General features: G+C 73.0%; 24 protein-coding genes. 9 read left to right on the top strand and 15 right to left on the bottom strand.

The genetic code is table 11. The features are described 5' to 3' along the window. Positions 1-178: 178 nt before the first annotated feature. Entirely contained in the window at positions 179-565 is a 387-nt protein-coding gene (locus QWJ41_RS11275; protein WP_302708257.1) for a hypothetical protein, read from the bottom strand. A gap of 291 nt (positions 566-856) precedes the next feature. Here QWJ41_RS11275 and QWJ41_RS11280 point away from each other — a divergent pair, with 291 nt between their 5' ends. Next, positions 857-1,162, top strand: coding sequence for a hypothetical protein (locus QWJ41_RS11280; RefSeq protein WP_302708258.1), 306 nt, complete (start codon positions 857-859; stop codon positions 1,160-1,162). A 61-nt stretch (positions 1,163-1,223) separates the two neighbouring features. On the opposite strand, the gene QWJ41_RS11285 is transcribed toward QWJ41_RS11280, so the two are convergent. Both QWJ41_RS11285 and QWJ41_RS11290 read right to left on the bottom strand, forming a co-directional pair. Beyond that, positions 1,224-2,006: a hypothetical protein gene (locus QWJ41_RS11285; protein ID WP_302708260.1), complete on the bottom strand. Its 783-nt coding sequence runs from the start codon at positions 2,004-2,006 to the stop codon at positions 1,224-1,226. Continuing rightward, positions 2,003-2,536, bottom strand: coding sequence for a SigE family RNA polymerase sigma factor (locus QWJ41_RS11290; protein ID WP_302708261.1), 534 nt, complete (start codon positions 2,534-2,536; stop codon positions 2,003-2,005). Before QWJ41_RS11290 ends, QWJ41_RS11285 begins: the two co-directional genes overlap by 4 nt. 77 nt (positions 2,537-2,613) lie before the next feature. Here QWJ41_RS11290 and QWJ41_RS11295 point away from each other — a divergent pair, with 77 nt between their 5' ends. Further along, positions 2,614-3,402, top strand: coding sequence for an alpha/beta fold hydrolase (locus QWJ41_RS11295; RefSeq protein WP_302708263.1), 789 nt, complete (start codon positions 2,614-2,616; stop codon positions 3,400-3,402). 2 nt (positions 3,403-3,404) lie between these two features. On the opposite strand, the gene QWJ41_RS11300 is transcribed toward QWJ41_RS11295, so the two are convergent. Then, on the bottom strand, positions 3,405-4,313 hold the full coding sequence (locus QWJ41_RS11300; protein ID WP_302708305.1) for a 5'-3' exonuclease: 909 nt from the start codon (positions 4,311-4,313) through the stop codon (positions 3,405-3,407). 85 nt (positions 4,314-4,398) lie between these two features. Between QWJ41_RS11300 and QWJ41_RS11305 the strand changes: the two genes are divergently transcribed. Further along, positions 4,399-4,875 (top strand): Lrp/AsnC family transcriptional regulator, encoded by a 477-nt coding sequence (locus QWJ41_RS11305; protein ID WP_302708265.1) that lies wholly within the window; start codon positions 4,399-4,401, stop codon positions 4,873-4,875. Positions 4,876-4,905: 30 nt separating this feature from the next. On the opposite strand, the gene QWJ41_RS11310 is transcribed toward QWJ41_RS11305, so the two are convergent. The 5 genes from QWJ41_RS11310 to QWJ41_RS11330 all read right to left on the bottom strand — a co-directional run bounded on the left by QWJ41_RS11310 (position 4,906) and on the right by QWJ41_RS11330 (position 10,920). Beyond that, on the bottom strand, positions 4,906-6,372 hold the full coding sequence (locus QWJ41_RS11310; protein ID WP_302708267.1) for a KamA family radical SAM protein: 1,467 nt from the start codon (positions 6,370-6,372) through the stop codon (positions 4,906-4,908). 79 nt (positions 6,373-6,451) lie between these two features. After that, the gene (locus QWJ41_RS11315; RefSeq protein WP_302708269.1) at positions 6,452-7,081 is read right to left on the bottom strand and encodes a GNAT family N-acetyltransferase; all 630 of its coding nucleotides are present in this window, start codon (positions 7,079-7,081) and stop codon (positions 6,452-6,454) included. Continuing rightward, positions 7,078-8,691, bottom strand: coding sequence for an amidohydrolase (locus tag QWJ41_RS11320; protein ID WP_302708270.1), 1,614 nt, complete (start codon positions 8,689-8,691; stop codon positions 7,078-7,080). The genes QWJ41_RS11315 and QWJ41_RS11320 overlap by 4 nt, the downstream gene beginning before the upstream one ends. Continuing rightward, positions 8,688-10,166 carry an AMP-binding protein gene (locus QWJ41_RS11325; RefSeq protein WP_302708271.1) on the bottom strand — a complete coding sequence of 493 codons (1,479 nt, stop codon included), beginning with the start codon at positions 10,164-10,166 and terminating at the stop codon, positions 8,688-8,690. Before QWJ41_RS11325 ends, QWJ41_RS11320 begins: the two co-directional genes overlap by 4 nt. Then, a complete protein-coding gene (locus QWJ41_RS11330; RefSeq protein WP_302708273.1) occupies positions 10,159-10,920 on the bottom strand; it encodes an enoyl-CoA hydratase/isomerase family protein in 762 nt (253 codons plus the stop codon). The genes QWJ41_RS11325 and QWJ41_RS11330 overlap by 8 nt, the downstream gene beginning before the upstream one ends. A gap of 70 nt (positions 10,921-10,990) precedes the next feature. On the opposite strand from QWJ41_RS11330, the gene QWJ41_RS11335 reads away from it, so the two are divergent. From QWJ41_RS11335 to QWJ41_RS11350, 4 genes are all read left to right on the top strand, one after another. Continuing rightward, on the top strand, positions 10,991-11,617 hold the full coding sequence (locus QWJ41_RS11335; protein ID WP_302708275.1) for a TetR/AcrR family transcriptional regulator: 627 nt from the start codon (positions 10,991-10,993) through the stop codon (positions 11,615-11,617). A 360-nt stretch (positions 11,618-11,977) separates the two neighbouring features. Continuing rightward, complete coding sequence (lnt, locus tag QWJ41_RS11340) at positions 11,978-13,558, top strand: apolipoprotein N-acyltransferase (protein WP_302708277.1); 1,581 nt, start codon at positions 11,978-11,980, stop codon at positions 13,556-13,558. Further along, positions 13,555-14,325, top strand: a complete 771-nt coding sequence (locus tag QWJ41_RS11345; RefSeq protein WP_302708278.1) for a polyprenol monophosphomannose synthase — start codon at positions 13,555-13,557, stop codon at positions 14,323-14,325. Before lnt ends, QWJ41_RS11345 begins: the two co-directional genes overlap by 4 nt. Beyond that, positions 14,322-14,852, top strand: coding sequence for an FxsA family protein (locus QWJ41_RS11350; RefSeq protein WP_302708280.1), 531 nt, complete (start codon positions 14,322-14,324; stop codon positions 14,850-14,852). The genes QWJ41_RS11345 and QWJ41_RS11350 overlap by 4 nt, the downstream gene beginning before the upstream one ends. 10 nt (positions 14,853-14,862) lie before the next feature. Here QWJ41_RS11350 and QWJ41_RS11355 read toward each other — a convergent pair whose 3' ends face one another. The 4 genes from QWJ41_RS11355 to QWJ41_RS11370 form a co-directional block, all read right to left on the bottom strand. Beyond that, positions 14,863-15,249 carry an RNA polymerase-binding protein RbpA gene (locus QWJ41_RS11355; protein WP_193668802.1) on the bottom strand — a complete coding sequence of 129 codons (387 nt, stop codon included), beginning with the start codon at positions 15,247-15,249 and terminating at the stop codon, positions 14,863-14,865. A 147-nt stretch (positions 15,250-15,396) separates the two neighbouring features. After that, positions 15,397-16,773, bottom strand: a complete 1,377-nt coding sequence (locus QWJ41_RS11360) for an MFS transporter (protein ID WP_302708282.1) — start codon at positions 16,771-16,773, stop codon at positions 15,397-15,399. Further along, positions 16,751-17,617, bottom strand: coding sequence for a glycerophosphodiester phosphodiesterase family protein (locus tag QWJ41_RS11365; RefSeq protein ID WP_439117320.1), 867 nt, complete (start codon positions 17,615-17,617; stop codon positions 16,751-16,753). The genes QWJ41_RS11360 and QWJ41_RS11365 overlap by 23 nt, the downstream gene beginning before the upstream one ends. 26 nt (positions 17,618-17,643) lie before the next feature. After that, the gene (locus QWJ41_RS11370) at positions 17,644-19,188 is read right to left on the bottom strand and encodes a helix-turn-helix domain-containing protein (protein WP_302708284.1); all 1,545 of its coding nucleotides are present in this window, start codon (positions 19,186-19,188) and stop codon (positions 17,644-17,646) included. Between the two features lie 99 nt (positions 19,189-19,287). Here QWJ41_RS11370 and QWJ41_RS11375 point away from each other — a divergent pair, with 99 nt between their 5' ends. After that, positions 19,288-20,319, top strand: coding sequence for a zinc-dependent alcohol dehydrogenase family protein (locus QWJ41_RS11375; protein ID WP_302708286.1), 1,032 nt, complete (start codon positions 19,288-19,290; stop codon positions 20,317-20,319). Beyond that, positions 20,316-21,977, top strand: a complete 1,662-nt coding sequence (locus QWJ41_RS11380) for an alkaline phosphatase D family protein (protein ID WP_302708288.1) — start codon at positions 20,316-20,318, stop codon at positions 21,975-21,977. Before QWJ41_RS11375 ends, QWJ41_RS11380 begins: the two co-directional genes overlap by 4 nt. A 1-nt stretch (position 21,978) precedes the next feature. Here QWJ41_RS11380 and QWJ41_RS11385 read toward each other — a convergent pair whose 3' ends face one another. Both QWJ41_RS11385 and QWJ41_RS11390 read right to left on the bottom strand, forming a co-directional pair. Continuing rightward, positions 21,979-22,170, bottom strand: coding sequence for a hypothetical protein (locus QWJ41_RS11385; protein ID WP_302708290.1), 192 nt, complete (start codon positions 22,168-22,170; stop codon positions 21,979-21,981). 199 nt (positions 22,171-22,369) lie between these two features. Further along, the coding region (locus QWJ41_RS11390) for a putative sulfate exporter family transporter (RefSeq protein ID WP_302708292.1) at positions 22,370-22,681 on the bottom strand (312 nt) is incomplete at its 5' end.

A 22,681-nucleotide genomic window follows, 5' to 3' on the forward strand; every position in this document is an offset into this window, starting at 1 on the left:
ATCTGTTCACTGTCGAGCTGCCCGCACAGCTGGTGGTGTGCACAGACGCCTCCCTCGAGGTCAGGAAGCAGTGCCCTCTGCACCCCACGCGCTCCTGAGCGCTGGCGCTTCCTGTTCGCGGCCCGGGACTACGGGCGTCCAGGCCCCTGGAAGACCTGGAGAGTCCGGGCGCGTCTAATCAGGTGGACTCCGCGACCGTTCGCCCGGATCCCGACTGACCCTGTCGGCGCGCTGGGAAGACGAGCGCCGTGCCGGTCAGCACCAGGGTGACCACGGCGGCTGCCAGCCATGCCAAGTGGGTGTTGAGGGCGTGGGGGACGAACATCGTGTATCCCACTCCGACGAGGGTCACGACCAAGACGAGCAGCGCCGGCGGCCACACCCGACGCAGGGCGACCACCAGTGCCGCGGCAGGCACCCAGTAGGACACCTCGCTGGCGAGGCTGTCGAGGTCGCGCACGGCGGCCGCCGGGGCCTCCGCGAACGGCACCGCGTCCACCCAGTCGGCGAAGAACATCGCCATGCAATGGAACACCAGGACCGCAACCGCCGCCGCAGCCACCACGAGGTCGCCCCTCGAGACCGCGCGGGATCGGCTTCGCCAGAGTGGACGCCGAGCGACCAGCCTTGCTCCGGCCAAGACGATGGCCGTCGCCGCCAGCACTCCCCAGTAGATCGGTTGGTCCACCGTCAAACCACCTTACGATTTGTGTGGCGCGACTCGTTCGACGACGAGCAGATGGCCTCGGACCTCTCCACACTAGCGCCGGAACAAGCCGCGTTCTGGCAGCCGATTCGGGCTCACGCGCCGCGAGTCATGGCTGTGGGTGCCGCTGCCCACGGCTAGCCTCCCTGGGTGACCACGACACTCCGCGAGACACCGCGCCGGGCCTTCGCCGTGCCGGCTTTCTCGGGCGTCCTGGTCGGCATCGCCGCCGTAGCCGTTGCCTGCTTCGTGCTGGTGCCCCGCCATGGAGACCTGTCGCCACTGGTCGAGGCCGTCGTCGCCGTGAGCGGTTCGGTCGCCCTGGGCGGACTCGCGCTGTGTGTGTCCTCGAGGACTCGTGCCCTGGGGGCAGGCGTGGCCGCGGGAGCGGTCCTGGGGCTGTTCCTGGCCTGGAGCGCGCTCATCATCTTCGTGTTCGTCTTCATCGGGCACTGAAGGGGACGACGACTCGTCCTCCGTTGCGGGTGCTCGCTCCGGCCGCGGCGGAGATCCCCGATCAGCGAGCGACGCTGTTGCCCAGCTGCAGGGTGAAGGTGTCGAGGAGCGTGGTGCCGTCCTCGGCGTAGACGTTGTGTATCGGCCCGTGGCCCAGCGCTGCCCAGCGATTCTGCCACTCGATGGCTTGCTCGGGAGTAGCCGGAGACTGCTCGCCGTTCAGCGTGTAGCCCAGCAGGCCGTGGTCCCCGGCCGTGGCCGCCAGGTCGGGCGCCCGGGAGCCGAGTGGTTCACCGGGTCGGTAGACGACGCCGCGGGTCAGTACCCCGACGCGGGTGCCGTCGGCGTCGTCGACGGGAACGGTCAGGGCACCGGTCGATGACAGGTAGCCGGCCGCGGTGAGGTCGTCGACCAGGCGGTCGCATCGAGGCCGGGTCGAGCAGCGGTAGACGCTGTCGCTCATGTCGGCGACGGACACGTACCCCCGGGTGCCGTCGTCGGCGACGACGGGGAACGTGCCGGCCGGCGACGTCTGCCCGTCCCACCCCTCGCTCATCCACCCACGGTTGCCCGGCGGCTCCGCGTCGAGGCTCGGGTCCGAGCGCTTCGTGACCTCCGGCGCGACGGGGGTGGCGGGGTCGAGTGCCGCCTCCCTGACGCCGACACCGAGGAGGAACGCGGCCGCGACCGTGGCCACGCCGAGCCCGGCGGCGGCTGCTCCCAGACAGGCGCGCGCCCGGCGTCGGCGGCGACGGGACGCGGCCAGGACTCGGCCGACCGGTGGGGCCGCGACGGGGATGTCATCGGCTGCGCGGGCGACCAGCTCGCCGAGGTCGTTGCTCATCGCTCTGCGTCCGTTCGTAGGGGGCTGAGGAGGGGGTCGGTGGCCAGGGCTGCCATGGCTCTCGACAGCCGGCTCTTGACCGTGCCCGCGGCGATGTCGAGGACCTCCGCCGTCTGCTGCTCCGAGAGGTCGCAGAAGTGGCGCAGCACGACCACCTGCCGCTGGACGAGCGGCAACCGAGCCAGCGCCTCGCGGACCCCGTGGGACACGGACACGGACTCTGCGACGTCACCGCCCGCGCACGGCACGCCGTGACGGCCGTGCTGGGCTGCCAGGTCGGTCGGCACCTCACCGCGCCACCGGCGACGTCGGCTCGCACGCATCCGGTTGACCAGGATGCGGTGCACGTAGGCCGCAGGGTCCCGAGCGCCCTGCACGCGGCCCCAACGGCGGTGACTGTCCACCAACGCCGCCTGGGCGAGGTCCTCAGCGGCGTGCAGGTCCGCCCCCATCAAGACCGCTGCGCGCACCAGTCCCGCCCAGCGAGCAGTCATGAACGCCTCGAAGTCGGCGGTCTCCTCAGGTGTCACAGAGGTAAAGATGCCCCAGCGGTGCCGTTCGGTTCCATCGGCTCTCCCGCCGCCACGTCCGGCGTACCGTGGAGACCATGGACACCGTCGAGGTGGACGGCCTGCGCCTCGCCTACCGACGACGCGGTCACGGTCGGAGAGTGATGTTCGTGCACGGTGGCGCCGAGGACAGCCGTACCTGGACGCCACAGCTCGAGGCGCTCGCCGACGAGTTCACGGTGATCGCCTGGGACGAGCCCGGCGCGGGAGGATCCGACGACGTGCCCGACGGCTTCGGCCTCTCCGACTACGCCGACTGCCTCGCCGGGATGATCCGCGCGCTCGGCGTCTCCCCAGTGGCGGTGGTCGGGCTCTCGTGGGGCACCACCGTGGTCCTCGAGCTGTACCGACGCCACCCCACGTCGATCCGTCGCATGGTCCTGGCCGACGGGTACGCCGGGTGGCGCGGGTCGCTGGGCGCCCGGGAGGCCGATGCCAGGCTGGCCGGCGTGCGCGCGGCGATGGCCGAGCCGGGGGAGCGGTTCGACCCGACCCTGCCCGGCCTCTTCGCGGGTGACCCACCTGCACGGTTCGTGCCCCTGCTGGAGGCGATGGCGGCGAACGTCAGGCCCAGGAGCATGGTGACCGCCCTGACCGCGATGGCGCAGGCCGACCTCACCGACGTGCTGCCGACGATCCGGGTGCCCACCCAGCTGGTCTGGGGTGAGCTCGACGTGCGCTCACCGCTGGCGGTCGCCCACGAGCTCGAGCGCCGGATCCCCGGGGCGACCCTGGCAGTCATCCCCGACTGTGGACACGTCAGCAACCTCGAGGCACCACACATGTTCAACGAGGTCGTGCGGGACTTCCTGGGCCGCCCTGACTGACGTCACCGCCCGGCGAGCACCGCGTTCAACCGCTCCACCGGGCTGTCGAGGCCCCACCGCTCGGTGAGCTCGGCGAGACGCTCGGGGTCGGCGGGGGAGTGCGGCAGCGCGAAGCCGGTGCGGTCGAGGTCGAGCGAGCGGCGTACGGCGACGACCTCGGGCGCCACGGCCAGGTAGTCGGCCGCGGCCTTGATCTTGGCCCGCGGTCCGGGACCCATCCCCGAGTCGGGATCCTCGGCGGCGGCGATGATGCCGGCCATGTCGCCGTGGCGGGCCAGCAGCGTCGCGGCGGTCTTCTCGCCGACGCCCTTGACCCCGGGGAGCCCGTCGGAGGCGTCGCCACGCATGGTGGAGAAGTCGGCGTACTGCGCGGCCTCGACGTCGTACTTGGCGCGCACCCACGCGTTGTCGACCCGCTCGTGCCTGCCCACCCCGCGGGCGATGTAGAGCACACGCACGTCGGCCTCGTCGTCGACGAGCTGGAAGAGGTCGCGGTCGCCGGTGACGATGTCGACCGGCTGGCCGGCACCGGTCGCCAGGGTGCCGATCACGTCGTCGGCCTCCGCCTCGGGGGCACCCACGACCTTGATGCCGTAGGCGGCCAGCACGTCGCGGATGATCGGGACCTGCACCTGCAGCGGGTCGGGGACCTCCTCGACGTCGGGGGCGGTCTCGACCTCCTCCTCGACACGGTGCGCCTTGTAGGTCGGCACCAGGTCGACGCGCCACTGCGGGCGCCAGTCGTCGTCCCAGCAGCAGACCAGGTCGGTGGGGCGGTACTCGTCGACGAGCCGGGTGATGAAGTCGAGCAGGCCCCGCACGGCGTTGACCGGGGTGGTCCCGTCGGGCGCCAGGATCTCCGGCACCCCGAAGAAGGCCCGGAAGTACATCGAGGCGGTGTCGAGGAGCATCAGACGGCCGGGCTGCTGGGTCACCGGCGCAGTCTTGCAGGGGTCGTGACGGTGCCGCGACCCCGCCGGGCACTAGGGTGAAGGCGTGAGCCATCCCGGAGTCGAGGCGACCGACCGCAAGATCTTGGCCCTGCTGGCCCACGACGGCCGGATGTCCTTCACCGACCTCGGCAAGGCGACCGGTCTGTCCACCTCCGCGGTGCACCAGCGGGTCAAGCGGCTCGAGCAGCGCGACCTGATCCAGGGCTACGGCGCCACCATCAACCACGCCGAGATCGGGGTGCCGCTCGCGGCCTTCATCTCGATCCGCCCGATCGACCCCTCGCAGCCCGACGACTGCGCGGCCCGCCTCGAGCACATCGAGGAGATCGAGTCGTGCTGGTCGGTGGCGGGGGAGGAGTCCTACGTGCTGCTGGTGCGCTGCACCTCGCCGGCCGCCCTGGAGGACCTGCTCGCCCGGGTCCGGGCCGCGGCCAACGTCTCGACCCGCACCACGATCGTGCTCACCACCTACTACGAGAACCGGCCGGTCGCCGGCCCCGCGGCGGACCCGGAGGCCTGAGCCCCCGGGCCGCCCCGCCCGCCGGGCCGGCTACCAGGCCTGCAGCGCCGCGGTACGCCGCGAGGCCTCGGCCACCTCGGCTGCCTTGAGCGCCGACTCGTCGAGGCGGCCGTGCTCGGCCCACCAGCGCTGCCCGGCCTCGGGCAGGGTGTGGATCGGGTCGTAGTACTCGTAGGTGCGCTCGAGGGCCTGGGCGTCGTCGGCCTCGATGGAGGTGCGGTAGTTCTTGGTCCAGTAGGAGATGCCGCGCTCGGTGTCGTAGTCGGCGAGCTGGTGCACCCAGCGCTTGCCCACGAACGGCACGTCGCAGACGATCCGCGGCGTCGCGAAGCCCGGCAGGTAGCCCATGATGTGGTGCTGCAGGCGCTGGGCGTCGGCGACCGAGACCCGCCAGTGCTCCGAGTACGGGATCATGTCGCACATGTAGAAGTAGTAGGGCATGATCTGCGCGCCGTCGAGCAGCGAGAAGCACAGGTCGAGCAGCGCGTGCGGGTCGGCGTTGACACCGTTGAGCAGCACGCCCTGGTTGCGCACGTCGCGTACGCCGGCATCCAGCATCGCCCGCGATGCCTCGGCGACCAGCGGGGTGATCGACTGGGCGTGGTTGGCGTGGGTGTGGATCGCCAGCGAGACGCCGCGTGATCGGGCGGTCCCGGCCACGCGCGACATGCCCTCGACGACCTCTGGCTGCAGCCAGTGCTGGGGCAGCCCGACCAGGGCCTTGGTGGCCAGGCGGATGTCGCGCACGTTCTCGATCTCGAGCACCGAGGTCAGGAACGCCTCGAGGCGGGGCCACGGCATGTTGGCCACGTCGCCGCCGGAGACCACCACGTCGCGCACCGACGGGGTGCGACGCAGGTAGTCGAGCATGTCGCCGATGCGGTCGTTGGGCTTGCCGGCGAACTTGAGCTTCTCGACGACCGGCGTCGAGTTGCCGACCAGGTCCATGCGCGTGCAGTGCCCGCAGTACTGCGGGCAGGTCGGCAGCAGCTCGGCGAGCACCTTGGTGGGGTAGCGGTGGGTCAGACCCTCGGTGGCCCACATGTCGTGCTCGTGCAGCGAGTCGCGGGTGGCGTGCGGGTGGGAGGCCCAGTCGGTGCGGCGGTCGGAGAAGACCGGCAGCATGTAGTGGCGCACCGGGTCGGCGTAGAACGCCTCGGTGAACGAGCCCGGCCCGGTCGGCTCGGCGAACGGCACCATCGTGTTGAGCATCTGCGGCGGCACCAGCATCGACATGGTGGCCCGCTCGGCCTGGTCGCGCTCGAGGTCGGCGTAGAAGCGCTCGTCGAGCAGGTCGCCCATCAGCTCGCGCAGCTGGCGCACGTTCTTGACGCAGTGCGCGCGCTGCCACTGCACCGAGGCCCAGTCGGCGGCGGTGACGTCGCGCCACCCCGGGAAGCGGGTCCAGTCGGGCTCGACCAGCTCGGGTCGCCGGTACGGGTAGGGCTGCCCGGTGGCGTCCTCGACCAGGGACGCGATGGAGGTCTCGATGCTCATGAGAGCAACGATGCCAGAAGGATCTGCGGGATGTCGAACGAACCGCCGCAAGATCTTTCGTCCTGGGGGTGGATGGGCGTCAGGCCAGGGCGCTGGCCTCCAGCGTGCGGCGTACGACGGGGTCGTCGCCGGCCAGCCCGTAGCGGTGCTGGTAGGCGCCGCGGACGATGTCGGCCACCGGCGGTCGCACCCAGGCGCCCAGGGTGCGGCACATCAGCCGCATCGGCGGCGCGTGGCCCTCGAGGCCACCGTCGTGCGGCGGGCGGTACTCCGCGACCGGCAGCAGCTCGCCGGCGTTGCGCTCGTAGAAGCGGATGCGGCGCTGGTGCTCGAGGACGTGGTCGGGGCCCAGGCCCGGCTCGTCGGGGTCCTCGACGTCCCAGACCAGCAGCGAGCCGCCCTCGCGCGACAGCTGCGCGGCGAGCTGCTCGAGCATCGCCGAGCCGGTGCCGCCGCCGCGCGCGCCCACGGCGTAGTAGCGCAGGAACGTCCAGCCGGTGCTGCCGAGCTCGCGCACCACCGCGAGCCCCTCGGGCCGGTCGTGGGTGTCGAGGCGCACCAGCACCCGATCGACGAGCAGGTCGTCGAAGGGGACCCGCAGGTCCTCGGGGAACGCCGCGTCGTAGATCTCCTGCACCAGCGCCAGCTGGTCGGCCGTCAGTGTCGCGGCCTCCACCAGCGGGTGGTCGTCCTGGGGCTGCACGATCATGCTTCCCACACCACCTCTCCTCCCAGGAAGGTACGCAGCACGCTGATGTCGCGGATCACCCGAGGGGAGACGGTGGCCGGGTCGTCGTCGAGCACGACGAGGTCGGCGAGCCTGCCGGGCGCGATGGTGCCCTTGTCGTGCTCCTGGTGCGAGGCGTGCGCCGAGCCGAGCGTGTACGCCGTCAGCGCCTCGAGGCCGCTGATCGCCTCCTCGGGCCCGCACTCCTGGCCGGAGTCGGTGCGCCGGTTGACCATGTCGTGGATGCCCTTCAGCGGGGTGCCGTCGACCACCGGGCGGTCGGAGCTGCCGGGCGCGACGATGCCGGCGTCGAGCAGCGAGCGGTAGCGGTAGATCCACGAGGCCCGCTGCGGCCCGAGCGCGCGCAGCATCCCGTCGCCGATCTCGCCGACGAAGCGCCCCTGCGGCACCGGCACCACGCCCAGGGCCGCGGCCCGGGCGACCTGGTCGGGTCGCGAGACCCCGAAGTGCTCGATGCGGTGGCGCACGTCGTCGCGCGGCCAGCGCCGCTGGGCCTCGTCGTAGGCGTCGAGCACCAGGTCGATGGCCGCGTCGCCGATCGCGTGCGCCGCGACCCGCCACCCCGACCGGTGCGCTCCGAGGATCCGCTCACGCAGCGCGTCGGCGTCGTCCTGGAGGTAGCCCTTCTCGCCGGGGGTGTCGGCGAACTCGTCGGTGAGCGCGCAGGTGTGCCCGATCAGCGAGCCGTCGGAGAAGATCTTCACCGGCCCGAGGCGCAGGCGGTCGTCGCCGAGGCCGGTGCGGATGCCGAGGTCGAGCCCGAGCCCCAGGTCGTCGTCGGCGTGGCCCTGCAGGGGGCGCAGCGCGTCGGCGGCCACCATCAGCTCCACCCGCAGCGGCAGCCGGCCCTGCGCCCGCGCCTCCTGGTACGCCGCGACCTCGACCGGGCTGCGTCCGATCCACCCGCCGCCGACGCCGGCCTCGACCACCGAGGTCAGGCCCTGGCTCAGGTAGACCTGCCCGGCCCGCTCGATCGCGTCGACCAGCCCGGCCACGGGGTAGGGGAGCACCAGCTCGTTGACCAGGTGCTGGGCCTGCTCCTGCAGCAGGCCGGTGGGCCGCCCGACGGCGTCGACGACGACGCGCCCGCCGGGCACCTCCACCGCCGAGCCGCCCAGCCCCAGGTCGTCGAGCAGGGCGCTGCTGACCACGCACATGTGCCCCGAGGTGTGCCGCAGCCAGACCCGCCGGCCACCGGCGGCCCGGTCGAGCCCGTCGCGGTCGGGGTGCGCCCCGAGCTTGTTCTCGTCGTAGCCGGCGCCGACCACCCACGCGTCGGGCGGCAGGTCGCGGGCCCGGGCGGCCACGGCGTCGTACACCGCCTGGAGGCTGGGCAGGCGCAGGTCGAGCTCGTCGAGGGACTGGCCGAACCAGGCCATGTGGTTGTGGGCGTCGTGGAAGCCGGGGGCGACCACGGCGCCGTCGAGGTCGAGCACCCGGTGGGCGGCCACGTCGTCGTCGACGGCCACCACCCTGTCGCGCCAGATCGCCACGCTGCGGGCGACGTGGTCGCGTCCCGGGCCCTCGAGCGTGCGGACCCGGGCGTTGGTGAGCAGCAGGTCGGCCTTCACCGGGTTCCTCCCGTCGTGCCGGGCACCGCGACCCGGGCGGCCTCGGCGCGAAGCCTTGCCTTCTCGACGCGGTGCGAGGCGGTCAGCGGCAGCTCCTCGCGCAGCGCCCAGCGGCTGGGCACCTTGAACGGCGCGAGCCGCTGCGCGCACCACTGCGCCAGCTCGTGCTCGTCGGCCCCGGGGGCCACCACGAAGGCCATCACCTCCTCGCCGCGCACGTCGTCGGGCACCCCGACGACGGCCGCGAGGCGCACGGCCGGGTGGGCGAGCAGGACCTCCTCGACCTCGACCGCCGCGATGTTCTCGCCGCTGCGGCGGATCATGTCCTTGAGCCGCCCGGTCAGGTAGACCCGACCGGCGTCGTCGAGGCGGGCCAGGTCGCCGGTGGGGAACCAGCCGTCGGCGTCGAAGGGCGGCTCGAGCCCCAGGTAGCCCAGCATCATGCCGGGCCCGCGCAGCCACAGCTGGCCCTGGTCGTCGAGCCGGACCTCGCGGTGCGCCGCCGGGCGGCCCAGGCACCCGGTGCCGACCAGGGCGGCGTGCTCCTCGGCGCCCACCCGGATGTCGGCGCCGGTCTCGGTCATCCCGAACGCCTCGTACCAGCCCACGCCCCACCGGGCCTCGAGCTCGGCGTGCAGCGCCGGCGGGATGGCCGAGCACTGCACGGCGCGCACGGCGTGCTCGCGGTCGAGCGGGTCGGGCGGCATCCGCAGCAGCAGGGTCGGCATCGAGGCCAGGCAGTAGAAGTAGGTGACCCGGTGCTCGCGCACCTTGGCCCAGAAGGACGAGGGGTGGAAGCCGTCGAGGGCGACCAGGTGGGCGCCGGCCATCAGCGCGGCCGCGACGTTCCACTGCGGGTCGACGTAGTGGAACGGCTGCGCGGTCAGCATCACGTCGTCGGCGCCCAGGTGGGGGAACTCTTCGACCATCGAGCCGCCCAGGGTCGTCCAGTAGCGGTGGGTGAGCAGGCAGCCCTTTGGCCGTCCGGTGGTGCCGGAGGTGTACTGCACGTTGACGACCGCGTCGGGGTCGTCGGCCGCCGGCGCCGGCTCGGCCGGCGCCTGCAGGTCGGCGGGGGAGAGCACCTCGAGACCACCGGTCAGGTCGGCGGCGCTGCGCACCAGCTCGTGGTGCTCGGGCGCGGCCACCACCAGCCGCGCTCCGGAGTCGGCCAGCACGTGGCCCAGGTCGTCGTGGCGGTAGCGCACGTTGAGCGGCACCGTGGCGGCGCCCAGCCGCTGCAGCGCCAGCCACACCAGCGGCGAGTCGGCGGTGTTGCCGAGCATCACCCCGACGCGGTCGCCGGCGCCGACACCGCGCGCGGCGAGGGCGGCGGCGTACGCCGCGCTGGTGGCGGCGACCTCACCGAAGCTCCAGGTGGTGCAGGCACCCGGGCCCAGGTCGAAGGTCCAGGCCGGCCGGTCGGGCCAGCGCCGGGCGGCCTCCTCGAGGTGGCCGACGAGGGTCTCAGCCACGACCGAACCCCTCCCGCGGCGCCTCGCCCTCGTCGGAGAGCGAGGTCAGCACGGCGTGCTCGACCTCGCGGCCCATCGCCTCCTCGAGCGTGGAGTCGAGCCCGCCGTCGAGCACCCGCTTGGCCAGCGAGAGCGCCAGGGCCGGGCGCCGGGCCATCCGGGTGGCCAGCTCGAGGGCGACCTCCTCGTGGGTGCCGCTCGGCACGGCGCGCGCGACCAGCCCCATCGCGGCCGCCTCGCTGCCCGAGACCCGCTCGCCCAGCAGCAGCAGCTCCTTGGCGCGCGCCCAGCCCACCAGCACCGGCAGCAGCCGCGAGACCCCACCGGTCACCGAGAGGCCGACCGAGACCTCGGGGAAGCCGAACGCGGCGTCCTCGGCGGCCACGACGACGTCGCAGGCCAGCGCGAACTCGCAGCCGGCGCCGAGGGCGTAGCCGTGCACGGCGGCCACGACCGGGCCGGGGAAGCGGCGTACCAGCCGGGTGACGTCCTGGATCTCCTCGAGCCGCCCGCGGGTCTGCAGCGGCGTCTCGACCGGCGGCTGGGCCTTGAGGTCGTGGCCCGCGCAGAAGGCCCGACCGCGACCGGCCAGCACCACGGCGCGCGCGTCCTCGGCGACGGCGCGCTCGAGCGCGGCCACCAGGCCCCGGGTCAGCGCCTCGTCGACGGCGTTGAGCCGCTCGGGCCGGTTGAGGTGGACCAGCGCCACCCCGGGGCCCGCGGACCTGTCGTGGCTGTACTCGACCGGCTGCACCGGCGTCCTCCCTGTGTCAGGGCCCGGCACCGCCGTGGCCTCTCGATCGATCGATCGATAGCATAGGCCCATGACCACCTCCGGCGAACGTGTGCGTCGCGCGGCGCTCGAGCTCTTCGCCGAGCGGGGCTTCCACGGCACCGGCATCCGCCAGCTCGCCGAGCGGGCCGGGCTCTCGAGCGCGTCGCTCTACCACTACATGGGCACCAAGGAGGACCTGCTCGTCGAGCTGATGCGCACGAGCCTCGACCGGCTGGTGGCCGCGGCCGACGCCGTGCTGCTCGCCCACGACGACCCCACGTCGCGCCTGGTCGCGCTCGTGCGGCTGCACGTCACCAGCCACGCCGAGCGCCCGCTCGAGACGCGCGTGGTCGACGACGAGGTGCACGCCCTGTCGCCGCAGCGGCGAGCCGAGGTGGTCGCGCTGCGCGACCGCTACGAGGCCGCCTGGCGCGAGGTCATCGACGACGGCCTGGCCCAGGGCGCGTTCGCCGTGGAGTCCGCGGCCGTGGCCCGACGGGCGCTGCTGGAGATGTGCAGCGGCGTCGCGCGGTGGTTCGACCCGGCCGGTCCGACCGCCCTGCCGGCCCTGGCCGAGCAGTACGCGGGGCTCGCGCTGCGCCTGCTCGGGGCCGAGACCGCCACCGACGCGTCGGGGCCACGGCGTGTCGACGCCGACACGCCGTCACCTGTCTAGATTTCCTGGACCTCGAGAGGTCGGAGCACACCCGTCCTGACCTGCGGTTTTACACGTCTGCGCAGGTCAGCGACTCCTTGACACCCCTCGACGGACCGCGCCAAGGTGGGCCGTCCGCTCGAGCAGATCGTGGTGAGCGGACCGACGTCCGAGTGGCCGTGTCGGAGGGTGGGGTGCCAAACACCTGTCCGACACTGTTCGCGGAGGTCGGTCCGCCCCGCGGGAGCGGTCGCGGGAGGATTCCCGAGCCCCCTAGACAACAGCCCGCCCCGGCAGCCGGTCGTGCACCGGGCTGGACCGAAGGCGCCCGGGATCCTCCCGCACCTCTGCGCACCGCAGGTGGCCCCGTAGCCTGGGACCGTGCTCCAGCGCTCGGTCCTCGCCCTGCTCGCCGGCGTCGCCCTGGCGATGGCCTACGAGCCGTTCGCCGTGCCCGTCCTCGTGCCCCTGCTGGTGCCGCTGGCCGTGGCCGCCCACACGCTGCTGACCCGCGACCTGGGCCTGCGTCGGGCGTTCGTGGTCGGCCTGGCGTTCGGAGTGGGCTTCTACTACGTCCACATCTACTGGATGACCACCGTCGCCGTCGCCGCCTGGGTCGGCCTCTCGGCCGTGCAGGCCGTCTTCTACGGCCTGCTGGGCAGCGCGGTGGCACTGGTCTCGCGGCTCCCGCTGTGGCCGCTGTGGGTGGCCACGTCATGGGTCACCGTCGAGATCTGGCGCAGCGGCTGGCCCTTCAGCGGGATGCCCTGGGGCCGGCTGGGATTCGCTGTCGTCGACACGCCGGTCGCCGCCACGCTGCCGTACGTCGGCATGGCCGGGGTCACCTTCCTGCTCGCGCTCGCCGGGGCCGCGCTCGCGGCGCTCGTGGTCGACGCCGGCCGGGAACGGCTGGTCGCGCTCGGCGCCCTGAGCGCGGTCGTCGCCGGCGTGGCCGCGTCGGTGGCGCTGCCGTGGACCAGCCCGAGCACCGGCACCGCGACCGTGGCCGTGGTGCAGGGCGACGTGCCGGGCCCGGGCAACGACATCCTCTACGACTTCCGCCAGGTCACCGAGAACCACGTGCAGGCCACGGTCGACCTCGCCGCTGACGTCGCAGCCGGCCGCGAGCCGGCCCCGGACTTCGTGGTGTGGCCCGAGAACTCCACGGCCACCGACCCCTGGCGCGACCCGCAGACCAACGCCGGCATCCTGCGTGCCACCGAGGCCATCGGCGTGCCGGTGCTCGTCGGGGCCCTGGTCGACGGCCCGCCCGGGGCGGTGCTCAACCAGGGCATCGTGTGGGACCCGGTGACCGGGGCGGGGGAGCGCTACACCAAGCGCCACCCGGTCGCCTACGGGGAGTTCATCCCCTTCCGCGGCACCGCGCTCGAGCTGAGCTTCGGCGACCTGGCACGGATCCAGCGCGACATGCTGGTCGGCACCGGCAAGGAGCCGCTGGGCATCGCCGGCACCCAGGTCGCCGACGCGATCTGCTTCGACGTCGCCTACGAGGACGCGATCTACGACCAGGTCTCGCGTGGCGCGGAGCTGCTGAGCGTGCAGACCTCCAACGCGACCTTCATCTTCTCCCACCAGGTGCAGCAGCAGTTCGCGATGACGCGGCTGCGCGCCCTGGAGACCGGCCGGGCCACCGTGGTGGCCTCGACCAACGGCGTCAGCGGCATCATCGGCGCCGACGGCGAGGTGGTCGCGACCGCGGGGCTGCAGGAGACCGCGGTGCTGGTCGAGGAGCTCGACCTGCACGAGGCGCTGACCCCGGCGGTGCGGATGGGCCGCCTGCCCTGGCAGGTCGCGGTCGCCGCGACCCTCCTGGCCCTGGCCGCCTCCCTTCTTCCGTATCGTCGCGCGCGCCGGGCCCGCCGCAGCACGCCCGCACCGCGACCCGACGGCGCCCAGGGGCCGTCACGACGAGGAGACGACGCGATGGTCGAGCAGCCGTGAGCCGGGCCGAGACCGGCGCCCGGGTCGTGATGGTGGTGCCGACCTACGACGAGGCCGAGAACCTGGCCTGGGTGGTGGAGCGGCTGCACGCCGCCCAGCCCGGCGTCGACGTCCTCGTCGTCGACGACAACTCGCCCGACGGCACCGGCCGGGTCGCCGACGAGCTGGCCGCCGCCGACCCGCGCGTCAACGTGCTGCACCGCACGGCGAAGGGAGGGCTGGGCGCGGCCTACGTGGCCGGCTTCGACGTCGCGCTCGCGGCGGGCTACGAGGTCGTCGGCGAGATGGACGCCGACGGCTCCCACCAGCCCGAGCAGCTGCAGCGGCTCCTCGACGCGCTCGACGACCCCCGCGCGCCCGCCGACCTGGTGATCGGCTCGCGCTGGGTGCCGGGCGGCTCAGTGGTCAACTGGCCGCGGCGGCGCGAGGCGCTCTCGCGCGGCGGCAACCTCTACGTGCGCCTGCTGCTGGGGGTGCGGGTGCGCGACGCCACAGCCGGCTACCGGCTCTTCCGCCGCTCCACCCTCGAGCGGATCGACCTCGCCTCGGTGCGCTCGACCGGCTACGTCTTCCAGACCGACCTGGTGGTGCGCACCCTGCGCGCCGGGCTGGTCGTGCGAGAGGTGCCGATCGAGTTCGTCGAGCGGGTGCGCGGGGACTCCAAGATGAGCGGCGCGGTCGCGGTGGAGTCGCTCAAGCGGATCACCACGTGGGGCCTGACCGAGCGCCGCGAGCAGGCCGTCCGGCTGCTGCGAGGTGGGCGATGAGCCAGCGTCGGGGCCGGCTGGGCTGGGTGCTGCTGCTGCTGTTCGTGGGCATGCCGCTGCTCGAGCTCTACATGGTCATCCAGGTCGGCCAGGTCATCGGCGCGGGCTGGACCATCCTGCTGCTGGTGCTCGACAGCGTGGTCGGCGCGATCGTCGTACGCCGCGAGGGCGCCCGGGCCTGGCGGGCCCTGCGCGACACGCTGGCGCGCGGGGGAGTGCCGGCCAAGGAGCTCGCCGACGGTGCCCTGGTGCTGGTCGGCGGCACCCTGCTGCTCACCCCCGGCTTCGTCACCGACGCCCTCGGGCTGCTGCTGGTGCTGCCGTTCTCGCGCCCGCTCTTCCGCGGCCTGCTGACCAGGGCGCTGGCGAGCCGGCTGGTGCCGGTGACCTTCGGGTCCTGGCCCGGCGCCCCGGGTCAGGCGAGCAGCCCCGGAGACGCAGGACGCCCCGGACCTGGCTCGGGGCCAGTGGTCCGGGGCGACGTGGTGGAGGATCCTGAGGACCCCTCCGACCAGCGGGGCGACTAGCCGCTGCGGCTCAGGCCTTGGCCTGGCGACGCTTGGCGTTCGCCTTGTGCAGGTGGGCGGGGCCGATCTGGCCACCGCGCAGCAGGTCGAGGCGCTCCTTGAGGATCTCCTCGAGCTCCTTCTCCGAGCGACGCTCCAGCAGCATGTCCCAGTGGGTGCGGACCGGCTTCTCGGCCTTCACCTGGCGCTCGATGCCCGAGGTGCTCTCGGCCTCGGCGCCGCAGCGCGGGCACTCCCACACCGCGGGGACCTCGGCCTCCACCGACATGGTGATCTCGAACTCGTGCGCCTGCGGGCAGCGGTAGCCCACCTGCTGGCGCGCGGCGAACTCGATGCCCCGCTCGTCCTCGAAGCTCTGGCCTCCGAGCCGTGCCCCTCGTAGCGTGCGCTCTGCCATGGGACGCTCCCGTCCTCTCGTGTGCCTGGTGGGGTTCGACTGCGTTCGACTGCACTCGCAGTCGCGCTATCGAAGTGTTCAACGGTAGCGAGGACGCAAAGATTCCGGCAATCGCCGCCGGGGGTGAGACCCGCGCCGAGACCTGGCTTACGCGTGCGTGACCAGGGCCGAGTCCTCGCGCACCCCCGAGCGCACCGGCAGCAGCAAAAGCAGGCCGACGAGCAGCACCAGCAGCACGCCCAGGATGCCCCAGTACTGCGCGTCGTCCTTGTCGGCGACACCGGTGACCGCGGCGCCGATCGCGATCGAGATCGACCACGCGGCCGGCGCCAGGAAGCTCACCGCCCGCCCGGTCGTGGCGTAGAGCCCGAAGACCTGGCCCTCGTGGCCCTCGGGGATCAGCCGGGCCAGGAAGGTGCGCGAGGCGCTCTGGGCCGGGCCCACGAAGACGGCCAGCAGCAGCCCGAAGGTCCAGAAGACCGTGCTGCCGCCGGCGTTGAGCGCGAAGACCGCCAGCCCGGCGCCGAGCATGCACACCAGCGAGAAGACGATGACCCGCTTGGGACCGATCCGGTCGTCGAGCACGCCGAAGCCGATGGTCGCCAGGCCGGCCACCACGTTGGCCGCGACGCCGAAGATGATCACCCCGCCGGCGCTGAAGCCGAAGGTGCCCGCGGCGAGCACCCCGCCGAAGGTGAAGACGCCGGCCAGGCCGTCGCGGAAGACCGCCGAGGCCAGCAGGAAGCGCACGGTGTTGCGGTCGGTGCGCCACAGGTCGGCCACCATGGCGATGAGGTGGCGGTAGGAGTCGACGATGCCCACGCGCGGGCCACGCGGGGTGCGCTGCGCCTTGTCGTCGCGCAGGGTCACCAGCACGGGCAGCGAGAAGGCCAGCGTCCAGACCGCGCAGACGAGCATCGTGACGCGCACGTCCATGCCGTTCTCGCCGGTGATCCCGAAGACCCCGACGTCGGGGCTGATCAGCCCGAAGTAGACGACCAGCAGCAGCACGATGCCGCCGATGTAGCCCAGGCCCCAGCCGAGCCCCGAGACGCGCCCGATGGTGGTCGGCGTGGAGATCTCGTTGAGCATCGCGTTGTAGTTCACCGAGGCGAACTCGAAGAAGATGTTGCCGCTGGCCAGCAGCACCAGGCCGAGCCAGAGGTACTCCTCGGACGGCTGGACCAGGAAGAGCGCGGCCGAGACCGCCACGACCAGCATCGTGTTGACCGCCAGCCAGAAGCCGCGGCGACCGGAGCGGTCGGCGCGCTGGCCGGTGATCGGCGCGAAGAGCGCGACCAGCAGCCCGGCCCCGGCCAGGGCCCACCCCAGGTTGGTGTCGGCGTTGGGGCCGAAGTCGTCGGAGGTGATGTAGACGCTGAACACGAAGGTGGTGATGACGGCGTTGAAGGCGGCCGATCCCCAGTCCCACAGCCCCCACGCGTAGACCGGCCAGCCGAAGCGGCCGCGTCCGCCGGGCCGGCTGCCCGGGCCGGCCTGGTCAGTGCTCGTTGCGGGGCTCATCGCGTGCTTCCTCCCATTGGCCGCGCGTGCGGAGCACGTCGCGGAGTACGTCGGTGCGGTCGGTGAAGAGACCGTCCACACCGAGCCCGAGCAGGTGGTGCATCTCCTCGGGCTCGTCGATCGTCCAGACGTGCACGTGCGCGCCGGCGGCGTGCGCGCGGCGTACGAGCCCGGGCGTGACGACCCGCACCGAGCACCCGCCCGCCAGCGGCACCCGGCGCCGGTGCGGCACCTGCAGCGCCGCGACCCGGCCCCCGGTCAGCGCCCGGACCAGCCGGGCGCTGGGCAGCAGCCGGAAGGCCAGCACCTCCCAGGGGTGCGCGGAGGTCGGGACCCGGCCGCCCGTCAGCCGCCGGAACGTCGCCAGCCGGCGCGGTGAGAAGGAGCCGACCAGCACCCGCTCCCAGGCGTCGTGGGCCGAGACGAAGTCGGCCAGCGCCGCCACGGCACCCTCCGACTTGATGTCGATGTTGAAGCGCGCGTGCGGGAACCGCTCGAAGAGCTCGGCCAGCGTCGGCACCTGCTCGCGCCCCCCGACACTGGCCTCGCGCACCTGGGCCAGGGTCAGGTCGAGGATCGCGCCGCTGCGGTCGGTGACCCGGTCGAGCACGCTGTCGTGGAAGGCCAGCAGCACCCCGTCACGGGTGACGTGGACGTCGGTCTCGAGGTAGCTGTAGCCCAGCGCGACGGCGTGCTCGAAGGCCGCGACCGTGTTCTCCAGCCCCTCGAGCTCGGGGTGGAAGGCACCCCCGCGGTGCGCCAGCGCCAGCACCGTGCCCGGCCGGTCGAGCAACCGGTCGAGGTAGGGGTGGCCGGTGGCCGGGGGAGTCGCCGGGGAGGTCACCGGAGCAGTATCGCCTCCCCGGTGCCTCAGATGTCGCGGAAGGTCTCGATGTTGGCCCCGAGCTCGTTGAGCCGCTCGGCGAGGTCCTCGTAGCCGCGGTGGATGACGTACGTCGAGCGCAGCACGCTGGTGCCCTTCGAGGCCAGCATCGCCAGCAGGATCACCACGGCCGGGCGCAGCGCCGGCGGGCAGACGATCTCGGTGCCGGAGAAGTGCGTGGGGCCCTCGATCATCACCCGGTGCGGGTCGAGCAGCTTGACCTGGGCGCCGAGCTTGGTCAGCTCGGTGAGGTAGATGGCGCGGTTCTCGTAGACCCAGTCGTGCAGCAGCGTCTGGCCGGTGGCCACCGCCGCGATCACGGCGAAGAACGGCAGGTTGTCGATGTTGAGGCCCGGGAAGGGCATCGGGTGGATCTTGTCGAGCGGGGCCTTGAGCGCCGAGGGCCGCGTGGTGATGTCGACCAGGCGGGTCTGGCCGTTGCGCGCGACGTACTCCTCGGAGCGGTCGTAGCCGAAGCCCATCTCCTCGAGCGTGGCCAGCTCGATCTCGAGGAACTCGATCGGGACCCGCTGGATGGTGATGGTCGAGCCGGTCACGATGCCGGCCGCGAGCAGCGACATCGCCTCGATCGGGTCCTCGGAGGGCGCGTAGTCGATGTCGACGTCGATCTCGGTGCGCCCGGTGACGGTCAGGGTGGTCGAGCCCACGCCCTCGACCCGCACGCCGAGGCGCTGCAGGTAGAAGCAGAGGTCCTGGACCATGTAGTTGGACGAGGCGTTGCGGATCACCGTGGTGCCCGGGTGCAGCGCAGCGGCCATCAGGGCGTTCTCGGTCACGGTGTCGCCGCGCTCGGTGAGCACGATCGGGCGGACCGGCTCGACGGTGCGGTCGACGACGGCGTGGTAGCTGCCCTCGGTGGCCTTGACCTCGAGGCCGAAGGGGCGCAGCGCCGACATGTGCGGCTCGACGGTGCGCTCGCCGAGGTTGCAGCCGCCGGCGTAGGGCAGGTCGAAGGTCTCGGCACGGTGCAGCAGCGGGCCCAGGAACATGATCACCGAGCGGGTGCGCCGGGCGGCGGCCTCGTCGATGGCGTCGAGGCGCAGGGTCTTGGGCGGGATGATCTCGAGGTCGTTGTCCTCGTTGAGCCAGCGGGTCTGGACCCCGAGGCTGCCGAGCACCTCGAGCAGGCGGTTGACCTCCTCGATGCGCGCGACCTTGCGCAGGGTGGTGCGACCGCGGTTGAGCAGCGAGGCGCACAGCAGCGCCACGCCGGCGTTCTTGGAGGTCTTGACCTCGATGGAGCCCGACAGCGTGGTCGGGCCCTGGATCCGCAGGTGCGTCGGGCCGGCGCCGAGGGCCACGATCTCGGAGTCGAGGGCCGCGCCGATGCGGGCGAGCATCTCGAGGGAGAGGTTCTGGTGGCCCTTCTCGATCCGGTTGATCGCGCTCTGGCTGGTCGCGAGGAGCTCGGCGAGCTGGTGCTGGGTCAGGCCGCGGTGCTTGCGGGCGTCGCGGATGAGGTTGCCGATGCGGCCCTTGTAGCCGTCGCTGCTGCGTACGTCGTCACTCATGCAGACGACGGTAACTCACATGTGAGATAGCGGCACATCGCCCGAGGGTGTGACGCGCCGGTGAGGCGGGGTGGGGGTGACGGATGCCATGCTCGGAGCATGCGAGCCACCACCATCCACGCCGCCCGTGACATCCGCTTCTCGAACGACGTCCCCGACCCCACGATCCAGCTGCCGACCGACGCGGTCGTGCGGGTGACCAGCGCCTGCATCTGCGGCTCCGACCTGTGGCCCTACCGCGGCGAGAACGACATCACCGCCGGCGACACGATCGGCCACGAGTGCATCGGCGTCGTCGAGGCCGTCGGCGCCGACGTGCGCGAGGTCAAGGTCGGCGACTTCGTCGTCGTGCCCTTCGACCACTGCGACAACACCTGCGCCCACTGCCGCGCCGGCATGCAGTCGGCCTGCGTCAACCTCGGCATGACCAGCAGCGGCCAGGGCGAGCTCGCCCGCGTCGCGCAGGCCGACGGCAGCCTGGTCGTGGTGCCCGACGTCGGCGAGCAGGGCCCCGACAAGGCGCTCGTGCCGCACCTGATGGCCCTCTCCGACGTGATGCCGACCGGGTGGCACGCCGCCGTGGCCGCCCAGGTGCGTGCCGGCGGCACGACCGTGGTCGTCGGCGACGGTGCCGTGGGCCTGTGCGGCGTGCTCGCCGCCGCCCAGATGGGCTCGGAGAAGGTCGTGCTGATGTCGCGCCACGAGCCGCGCCAGGAGATCGGCCGCGCCTTCGGCGCCACCCACGTGGTCGCCGAGCGCGGCAAGGAGGGCGCCGCGGCCATCAAGGAGATCACCGCCGGCATCGGCGCCGACGCCGTGCTCGAGTGCGTGGGCACCGACCAGGCCATGGGCACCGCGTTCGCCGTCGCCCGCCCCGGAGCGACCGTCGGCTTCGTCGGGGTGCCGCACGGGGTCGAGCTGCCCGTGCGCCGGATGTTCCAGAAGAACGTCGGCCTGGCCGGCGGCATGGCCCCGGTGCGCGAGTACCTCCCCCACCTGCTGGGCCTGGTGCTCGACGGCACCATCGAGCCGGGCAAGGTCTTCGACGCCACGCTGCCGATGGACCAGGTCGCCGAGGGCTACAAGATGATGGACGAGCGCCGCGCGATCAAGGTGCTCCTCGAGCCGTGAGCCTCGTGCTCGGCCCGCTGCTGCGGCACGTCGACGCCGACTCGGCCACCGTGTGGGTCGAGACGGCGTCGGCGGCTGCGGTGGTGGTCCGGGCCGGCGCCGCCTCGGGCCACGCACGCACCTTCGCGGTGCACGGGCACCACTACGCGCTGGTCGAGGTCACCGGGCTCGAGCCCGGCAGCGCCACGGCGTACACCGTCGAGGTCGAGGGTGAGCAGGTGTGGCCCGAGACCGGGTCGTCGTACCCGCCCCCGCGGATCCACACCCTGCAGCCCGGGCGCCCGCTGCGGCTGGCCTACGGCTCGTGCCGGGTCAGCGCGCCGCACGACGAGGAGTCCCACGCCCGCTTCGGGGTCGACGCGCTGCGCACCTACGGGCTGCACCTGGCCGACGAGCACGAGGTGGTGCCCGACCTGCTGCTGCTGCTCGGCGACCAGGTCTACGCCGACGAGACCAGCGAGGCGATGCGCGCCTTCATCAGCTCGCGCCGCGACCCCGACCGGCCACCGGGCTGGGAGCTGCGCGACTACGAGGAGTACGCCGAGATCTACCGGCTGGCCTGGAGCGACCCGGCGACGCGCTGGCTGCTCTCGACGGTGCCCAGCGCGATGATCTTCGACGACCACGACATCCGCGACGACTGGAACATCAGCGCCAGCTGGCGCCGCGACATGTGGGCCACCGACTGGTGGCGCGACCGGATCGTGGGTGGGCTCGGTGCCTACTGGGTGCACCAGCACCTGGGCAACCTCGACGCGGCCTCCCGCGCCCAGGATCCGCTGTGGCGCCAGGTCGCTGACCACGAGGGTCCCGACGAGCTCGACCTCAGCGCGGCCCTCGACGAGCTGGTCGAGCGTGCCGACAAGCAGCCCACGACCTTCCGGTGGAGCTTCGCGCGCCAGCTCGACGACCAGGCCCGGCTGGTGGTCGTCGACTCGCGCGCCGCGCGGGTCTTCGAGGAGCAGCGCCGCTCGATGGTCGACGACGAGGAGATGGACTGGCTCGACCGGCAGCTGCGCGGCGACGTCGACCACCTGCTCATCGGCACCTCGCTGCCCTTCCTGCTCTCCCCGGGGCTGCACCACGTCGAGGCGGCCGTCGAGGTGGTCAACGGCGGCCTGCTCGGCCGGCACGGCCGACGTGCGGGGGAGTGGCTGCGCCGCGCGCTCGACATCGAGCACTGGGCGGCCTTCCAGGAGGGCTTCGCCCAGGTCGGGTCGATGGTGCGCGAGGTGGCGGCCGGGCGGCGCGGGCGGGCGCCGGTGACGATCACGTTCCTCTCCGGCGACGTGCACCACAGCTACCTCGTCGAGGCCGAGCCCGCGCCGGGTGGGCCGGACCTCGAGGGGCCCGGGACGGCCAGCCGGATCCTGCAGGCGGTCTGCTCACCGATGCGCAACCCGTTGCCGCGCGCGGTGCGCGCCGGGGTGCGGGTGGCGGCCCGGGGCCGGGCCCGACCGACGGGACGGATGCTCGGTCGCCGGGTGCCGCCCTCGCCGCTGCACTGGCGGATGACCCACGGGCCGTGGTTCGAGAACCTGTTGGCCACCCTCGAGGCCAGCCCCGACGGGCTGCGCCTGACCTGGTCGACCGGGGTCGTCGTCGACGACGACCACCAGCGGCCGCGGTGGCAGCAGGTGGCGCGCGTCGACGTCTAGCTCAGGCGTGCGCCAGCCGTTGCTGCTGGTGCTGCTGCGACACCGCAGGGCGGCAGTCGCAACCGTTGTCGCACGCCAGGAAGACGTGCATGGCGTGCCCGCAACGGGGGCAGGGCCGGTCGTGCGACAGGTGCTCCCCGGGCGGACCGGGCTCTCTGGAGCGGTCGGGCTGGTCGTCGACGGTGTCCCACATGGTGCTTCTCCTGGTGCCGGACCTGCGAAGGGCCCCCCTGGCCCCGGTCCACGTCTCGACGGTAGGCCTCGACAGCGGCACCGGTGGGACGAACGACCGCGTGTCGCCGATGCGGGGTACGCAGATCCCCCAGACGGGGTACGCCGGATGGCCCGGACGGGCCACCCGGGCAGCAGCAGCACCTGGGGTCGGCGTGGCCTCAGTAGAGCGCCACCACCAGCGCGAGCGAGGTGCCCGCGGCGACCAGCGTCGAGCAGGTGGCGAGCACGAGCGCCCCGGCCGGGACCGGCCACAGCTCGCGCAGCCGCAGGCCCAGCCCGAGACCGAACATCCCGGCCGCCAGCAGGACGGTGGTCACGTCGTCGGCCGCGTCCACCAGCTGCCCGGGCAGCAGGCCGCTGCTGCGCAAGGCAACCATCAGCACGAAGCCGACGAGGAACCAGGGGAGCAGCGGGACCCGGCCCGCGCTCGCGGGTGCGCCCACGCTGCGCACAGCGACCAGGTAGGTCGG

Origin of the sequence: Nocardioides cremeus (assembly GCF_030518195.1) — a bacterium.
Taxonomy (GTDB): domain Bacteria; phylum Actinomycetota; class Actinomycetes; order Propionibacteriales; family Nocardioidaceae; genus Nocardioides; species Nocardioides cremeus.